The organism is Kitasatospora sp. MBT66 (genome assembly GCF_000710405.2).
Taxonomy (GTDB): Bacteria; Actinomycetota; Actinomycetes; order Streptomycetales; family Streptomycetaceae; genus Kitasatospora; species Kitasatospora purpeofusca.
Genome location: NZ_JAIY01000003.1, coordinates 129,741 through 136,023, shown reverse-complemented (window position 1 = coordinate 136,023; position 6,283 = coordinate 129,741). Strand labels below are relative to the sequence as shown.

Below are 6,283 nucleotides of genomic sequence, written 5' to 3'. Positions count from 1 at the left end.
CGCGGCCTCGGCGCCGCGGAGGACCTGCCGCCCGCCGACGGCCCCGCGGTCGGCGCCCTGCCGCCGGGGCGCGGCACCACTCCCCCGTCCGGCCCGGCCTCCCCCACGGCCCCCGGAACCCCGACTCCCGCGCCGGGTCCCTCCCCCTGGGCCCTCCCGGCCGCGGACCCCCGAACCACGAGGACGGAAGAGCAGTCATGAACCGCACCATCGCCACCCACCAGGACCTCGACTGGCTGCTGGACGGACTCGTCGAGACGGTCCCCGGGACGAGAAGCGCCGTGCTGCTGTCCGACGACGGCCTGGTGGTCAGCCACTCCCGCACCATCGAGCGGTCCGACGCCGAGCGGCTGGCCGCCGTGGCCACCGGCCAGCAGAGCCTCGCCCGCGGCATCGGCCAGCTCTTCGACGGCGGCCCGGTCCACCAGGTGATCGTCGAGCTGGCCGAGGTCTGGCTGTTCGTCATCGCCGCCGCGCAGGGCACCCACCTGGCCGTGGTCGCCGACCAGGAGGTGGACGCCGAGGTGATGTCGGTGGCCATGCACCAGCTCGTCCAGCAGGTCGGCCAGAAGCTCACCACGCCGGTCCGCAGCGAGTTCGACGCCTTCGCCGCCAGGAACCGGGGGTGAGTCCCCGTTGAGGCCGCACTGGAGCGAGCTGCCCGAAGAGGACGAGGACGACGACTACGGCGCGGGCACGATGGTGCGCCCCTACACCATCACCCGCGGCCGGACGGCGCCGGAACGCGACGACCTCACCCTGATCACGCTGATGACCACGGTGGAGGAGCTCGCGGACCAGGCGCTCGCCACCCGGTCGTCCGGCCCGCGCGGGCTCCAGCCGGAGCACCGGCTGATCCTCGAACAGTGCCGCCGGCCGGCCGCGGTGGCCGAGGTGGCCGCCGGGCTCAACCTGCCGGTCTCGGTCACCAAGATCCTCCTGGGCGATCTGATCGCCCAGGGAATGCTGTTGGCCCGGGCCCCGATCTCGGTGGCCCGGGCCGCCGGGGACGGCGGTCTGGACCTCGGGCTGCTGACGGCCGTACGTGAAGGACTCCGGAGGCTCTGAACCATGGCACCATCCGCACCTCGCCCCTCCTCTTCCTCCTCGCTCCCCTCCCGCGCCCCCGCCCCCGTCGTCCCCGCGGCCGTCAAGATCCTCATCGCCGGCGGCTTCGGGGTCGGCAAGACCACCCTGGTCGGCGCGGTGAGCGAGGTCGCGCCGCTGCGCACCGAGGAGTACCTGACCCGCGCCAGCGAGGGCGTCGACGACCTGTCCGGAGTGGACAACAAGGAGACCACCACGGTCGCCCTGGACTTCGGGCGGATCACCGTCAACCCGGAGCTGGTGGTCTACCTGTTCGGCACGCCCGGACAGGAGCGCTTCTGGTTCATGTGGAACGACCTGGTGAACGGCGCGCTCGGCGGCGTCGTGATCGCCGACACCCGCCGGCTGGACACCAGCTTCGCCTCGATCGACTTCTTCGAGAGCCGGGGCATCCCGTTCGTGGTCGCGATCAACTGCTTCCACGGCCACAACACCCGTACGGCGGACGAGATCCGGGCCGCCCTCGACCTCGACCCGCAGGTCCCGATGCTGATCGGCGACGTGCGGGTGCGGACGTTCGGGCGGGACCTGCTGCTCGCGCTGGTCGACCACCTCATGGAGCTGTCGGCCGGCGCGCCGGTCCGCTGAAACGTTTCCCCACCTCTCCCCACCACACTTTGGAGCAACCCCGTCATGACCCCACCCCTGCGCGTCCTCGTCCACGGCGGCGGCATAGGCGGCCTGACCGCGGCCACCGCCCTCGCCCGCCGCGGCCACCGGGTCGACGTCGTCGAGCTGCGCGACGCCCTGGAGGCCCTGGGCGTCGGCATCATCCAGCCGTCCAACGCGCTGCACGTGATGCGCGAGATCGGCGTGCTGGAGCAGTGCCTGGCGGCCGGGTTCGAGTGGGAGGTGCTCACCATCTGCGACCCGACCGGCGGCATCCTCGCCAAGATCCCGCAGCCGCGGATGGACGGCGCGCCGTCCAACAACGGCATCCCCCGCCCCGCGCTGGCCCAGGTGCTGGGCGAGGCCGCCACCGCCGCCGGGGCGACCCTGCGGTTCGGCACCACGATCACCGAACTCGCCGACGAGGGCGAGGAGGTGGCGGTCACCCTGAGCGACGGCAGCAGCGAGCGCTACGACCTGGTGGTCGGCTTCGACGGCATCGGCTCGCCGCTGCGCAAGCGGCTCTACGGCGAGAAGTACGCGCCCGAGTACACCGGCTTCGCCAACTGGCGGGTCACCCTGCCGCGTTCGCCCGAGGTGCGGGGCGTGGTGATGTCCACCGGCAACCTGAAGGCCAAGGCGCTGCTCACCCCGATCAGCGAGGACCTGATGTACCTGGGCTCGGTGTTCGCCGAGGCCGAGGACTTCCGGCCGGACCCGGAGCACGCCCACGAGCAGCTGCGCGAGCGGCTGGCCGGCTTCGGCGGGCCGATCGCCGAGGCGCTGGCGCAGGTGACCGACCCGGCCGCGGTGGTCTACTCGCGGATCTCGCAGGTCACCGTCGAGGAGCCGTGGCACGTCGGCCGGGTGGTCCTGGCCGGCGACGCCGCGCACGCCTCCACCCCGCACCTGGCCCAGGGCGCGGCGATGGCCGTCGAGGACGCGCTCGTGCTCGCCCAGAGCCTGGACGCGGCGGAGACGGTGCCCGCCGCGCTGGCCGCCTGGGAGGAGCGCCGCCGGCCGCGCGCCATGTGGGTGCAGGCGCTGTCCCGGGCGATCCTCAAGCAGGAGACCGGCACGCCGACCACGCCGGAGGAGGACGAGCTGCTGAAGGTCGGCATCCCGGGCGCGGCGCACTTCCTGGTGAAGCCGTACTGAGGCCGCACTGAGGCCGCACTGCGGCCGTACTGACGGACCGGCAGTTGCCGGTCGGCGGTCGCCCCCTTCCGGGTGCCGGCCGCCGACCGGTCAGCCGGTCAGCCGGTCAGCCGGTGATCGTGTGCCGGCGGGCCCAGACCGCCGCCGAGACCCGGGCGACCAGCCGGGCCGCCGGATCGTCCTCCGCGCCGTCCGCGCCGGAGGCCAGCGGGCCGGTGTAGCAGACGGCCAGCAGGTACGGCGGGCAGTCCTCGGGCCGCACCAGCCCCACGCAGTGCCGGGCGCCGGGGATCCAGCCGTTCTTGAACGCGACCGCCGTCCCCGGCGGCAGCCCGGCCGCGAGGTCGACCCGGAACGCGTTGCGCTCCAGTAGTGCGAGCAACTCCGGCTCCCCGGCCAGGGACTGGAGCAGCCGGACGAGATCGCGGGCCGTCACCCGGTTGTGCAGGCCCGCGTCCCGCGCCGGGTAGTCCTCGATCCCGCGCGGACTGGCGCTCCGGGTGGCGCCCGCGTGCCGCCAGACCTCCGCGACGGCCTCGTGACCGGCCCGGGCGAGGCAGAGGTTGGTGGCGAGGTTGGACGAGTGGGTGATCATCCGCTCGGCGAGCAGGCCCAGCGGCGCGGTGCCGCCGAGGAGTTCCCACGGGACGGGGTCGCTGTCCCACTCGGGGTCGTTGGCGAACTCCCCGCCCGCCCGCGAGGCGAAGGAGTTCACCACCGGCACGGCCTCGTCGAGGTCGGCCCCGGCGCGGTGCAGGGCGGCCAGGACGGCGATCTTCATCGTGCTCGCGGCGTCGTGCGGCTCGTCCCCGCCGCGCTCGAACACCGGTTCCCCGCCCCAGGGGGCGACCACTACCGACAGCATGACCGCCACCGTGCCCGCCACCGCCCGTCCCGAAACCGGCGGACCACCGGGCCCCGGTGCGTCGGCCGCTGTCGGTGCGTCAGCCGCGATCGGAGCTCGCGGCGGGACGGTGCCCGTGCCGGTGGCCGGGCGGCCACGGCGGGCGGGGCTTCGCGGGAGCCAGCCGGACGGCCGGGAGCCTGGCGGTGTCCAGCGGCGCCACCGTCCCGGCCCCCGGCCCGGTCCCGGCGGCGAGCGCGGCGAGGTAGTGGGCCCGGGGCTGCGGGGCGGCGCCCAGGGAGCGCACGTGCGGGGAGTCCCACTGGGCGTCCAGCAGCCGGCCCCCGGCGGCGGCGAAGCGGGCGGCGAGGTCGGCGACCGCGACCCGGGCGGCGTCCGGGCGGCGGTGGAACATCGAGTCCAGGCTGAGCACCGGCCCCGCCGCGATCCCGAACACCCCTCCGACCAGTTCCCCCGCCTCCCACACCTCGACGCTGTGGGCCGCGCCCAGCCGGTGCAGGGCGGTGAGCGCCTCCCGCAGGTCCCGGGTGAGCCACGGGGGTTCGCGGCCCTCGGCGCAGGCCGCGAGCACCTGCTCGAAGGCGGCGTCGGCGGTGGTCGACCAGTCCAGCCGGTTGCGCAGCAGGCGGGAGAGCTTGCTGCCGAGCCGCACACCGTCGGGGGCGAGGAGGGGGCGGGGGTCGGGCGACCACCAGGCGAGCGCGTACGGGTCGGTGTGCTCGGACCCCGGCAGCAGGGCGATCCGGCCGGTCTCCACCGCCTCCTCGTAGCGGGCCTCGTTGAAGGCGCTCGCGTAGGCGTCGGCGGCCGGGAGCGGGAACAGCCCGTGCCGGTAGGCGGCGAGCAGGGTGCCGGGCGCGAGGTCGCCGCCGAACGCCGCCGGTCCGTCGGCGGGGGCCCGGGCGACGTCCACCGCCGCGAAGAGCTCCTCGGGAGCGGTGGCAGTCATCGCACCGCCCCGAGCGGCGAGGTGCCGAGCGGCGGGGAGAGGAAGCCCTCCGCCGTCAGCCGGTCGAGGTAGAAGTCCAGCAGGCCGCCGTCGACGGCGGGCAGCACCACGCCGCTGCCCGCCAGGGCGTGTTCGGTGTTGGCCCGGTCGAAGCGCGGGAAGGTGGGCCGGAAGTACATCTCGCTGATGGACAGTTCGGTGCCGGGCACGCGGTCGACGAAGAGCGGCACGAACGGTGTCATCGGGTGGGTGGGGTGCCCGGCGGCGAACCGGACCAGGCCCTGCACCCACTGCTCGTACGGGACTTCGTCGACCGGGTGGCCCCGGGCGCGCAGCCGTTCGGCGAGTTCGGGCAGGCCGGCCGGGGTCGGCGAGGTCAGGTGGTAGACCTCGCCGACGGCGGGTGCGTGGGTGACGATGTGGCAGATCGCGCGGCTGAACCGGTCGGCCGGGACGAAGTCGAGCGGCAGCCGGACGTCCGGGCAACTCCCGCTCTCGGCCATGTACTTGATCAGTGCGCACATCTCGGTGCCGGTGTTCATCACGCCGGTGCGGAGGTCGCCGGTGACGTCGTTGGTGCGCAGCACGGTGACCGGCAGCCCGGCCTCGGCGGCGTGGTGCAGGAGCTGTTCGGCGACCCACTTGCTCTCGACGTAGCCGACGGCGAGCCGGTCGGCGTGGTCGAGCGGGGTCCGTTCGGTGACCTCGGCGACGCCGGCCGCGCCGAAGCCCGCCACCACGGCGAGGGTGGACAGGTAGTGGACGGGGATGCCGCGCGAGTGCCCGGCCAGGCGGACGATCTCGCGGGTGCCGTCGACGTTGGCGCCGCGCAGCTGGTGGTAGGGGTAGATGAAGTTGACCAGGCCGCCGAGGTGGTGGATGGCGTCCAGGGTGTTGGCGAGGTGCTCGAAGCGCTGCTGGGTGAGGCCGAGCAGGGGTTCGGCGAGGTCGCCGACGAGCGGGACGACGCGGCGGTCGGCGAGGTCCTGGCGGAGGAAGCGCTGCTGGGCGGCGCGGAGGCGTTCCAGGGCGTGTTCCTCGTCGGGGGCGCGGACCAGGCAGTGGATGCGGGCGTCGGTGGTGTGCAGCAGGGCGTCGAGCAGGTGGGCGCCGCAGAAGCCGGTGGCGCCGGTGAGGAGGATCTCGGTGGGTTCGGCGCGGGACGGCGCGGGGCTCCAGGACTGCCGGACGGGGGTGTCCAGGCGGGCTTCGGCGGCCCAGTCGACGGCGGCCTCGCCACTGGCGTCGATCAGGCTGCCGTCGACGTGGTCGTTGCCGCCGTCGCGCTCGCCGTCGCTGCCGTCGCGGGTGCTGCTGTCGCGGGCGCTGCCGTCGGGGCCCGGGGCCCGGGCGGAGCCGTCGGGCCGGGCCTGGCCGCCGGTGCGGGCGGCGAGGGTGTCGGCGGCGAAGGCCCGCAGGGTGGCGTCGCGCAGCAGCGAGCGGGTGAGGAAGCGGATCCGGGTGACGTCGATGCCGAACATGATCCGGGCGCGGGCGAGCATCTCCATGGCGAGCAGGGAGTTGCCGCCGAGGTCGAAGAAGTCGTCCTCGGGTCCGACCTCCTCGACGCCGAGCAGTTCGGACCACAGCTGGGC

General features: G+C 74.7%; 7 protein-coding genes. 4 read left to right on the top strand and 3 right to left on the bottom strand.

Annotation, left to right across the window (positions count from 1 at the left end; translation table 11 throughout):
* Positions 1 to 197: 197 nt before the first annotated feature.
* Genes BI06_RS50215 through BI06_RS02605 form a run of 4 tightly spaced genes read left to right on the top strand, consistent with a single transcriptional unit; the run spans position 198 to position 2,874 of the window.
* Positions 198 to 629 (top strand): roadblock/LC7 domain-containing protein, encoded by a 432-nt coding sequence (locus BI06_RS50215; RefSeq protein WP_030391789.1) that lies wholly within the window; start codon positions 198 to 200, stop codon positions 627 to 629.
* A gap of 7 nt (positions 630 to 636) precedes the next feature.
* A complete protein-coding gene (locus BI06_RS02615) occupies positions 637 to 1,068 on the top strand; it encodes a DUF742 domain-containing protein (protein WP_369826039.1) in 432 nt (143 codons plus the stop codon).
* A gap of 3 nt (positions 1,069 to 1,071) precedes the next feature.
* Positions 1,072 to 1,695 carry an ATP/GTP-binding protein gene (locus BI06_RS02610; RefSeq protein WP_078879629.1) on the top strand — a complete coding sequence of 208 codons (624 nt, stop codon included), beginning with the start codon at positions 1,072 to 1,074 and terminating at the stop codon, positions 1,693 to 1,695.
* A gap of 45 nt (positions 1,696 to 1,740) precedes the next feature.
* Positions 1,741 to 2,874, top strand: coding sequence for an FAD-dependent monooxygenase (locus BI06_RS02605; RefSeq protein WP_030391786.1), 1,134 nt, complete (start codon positions 1,741 to 1,743; stop codon positions 2,872 to 2,874).
* 106 nt (positions 2,875 to 2,980) lie between these two features.
* Here BI06_RS02605 and BI06_RS02600 read toward each other — a convergent pair whose 3' ends face one another.
* The 3 genes from BI06_RS02600 to BI06_RS50210 all read right to left on the bottom strand — a co-directional run.
* Positions 2,981 to 3,739, bottom strand: a complete 759-nt coding sequence (locus BI06_RS02600; protein ID WP_043465770.1) for a serine hydrolase — start codon at positions 3,737 to 3,739, stop codon at positions 2,981 to 2,983.
* A 79-nt stretch (positions 3,740 to 3,818) separates the two neighbouring features.
* Positions 3,819 to 4,688, bottom strand: coding sequence for a leucyl/phenylalanyl-tRNA--protein transferase (locus BI06_RS02595; RefSeq protein ID WP_063794897.1), 870 nt, complete (start codon positions 4,686 to 4,688; stop codon positions 3,819 to 3,821).
* Positions 4,685 to 6,283, bottom strand: a 1,599-nt coding sequence (locus BI06_RS50210) for a thioester reductase domain-containing protein (protein ID WP_043464756.1), incomplete at its 5' end; no start/stop codon positions are given. The genes BI06_RS02595 and BI06_RS50210, both read right to left, overlap by 4 nt.

What these genes read in the sequence shown, in the direction of transcription:
- BI06_RS50215 (WP_030391789.1), top strand. Translation starts at nt 198, where the DNA reads ATGAACCGCACCATCGCCACCCACCAGGACCTCGACTGGCTGCTGGAC.
- BI06_RS02610 (WP_078879629.1), top strand. Translation starts at nt 1,072, where the DNA reads ATGGCACCATCCGCACCTCGCCCCTCCTCTTCCTCCTCGCTCCCCTCC.
- BI06_RS02605 (WP_030391786.1), top strand. Translation starts at nt 1,741, where the DNA reads ATGACCCCACCCCTGCGCGTCCTCGTCCACGGCGGCGGCATAGGCGGC.
- BI06_RS02600 (WP_043465770.1), bottom strand. Translation starts at nt 3,739, where the DNA reads ATGCTGTCGGTAGTGGTCGCCCCCTGGGGCGGGGAACCGGTGTTCGAG.
- BI06_RS02595 (WP_063794897.1), bottom strand. Translation starts at nt 4,688, where the DNA reads ATGACTGCCACCGCTCCCGAGGAGCTCTTCGCGGCGGTGGACGTCGCC.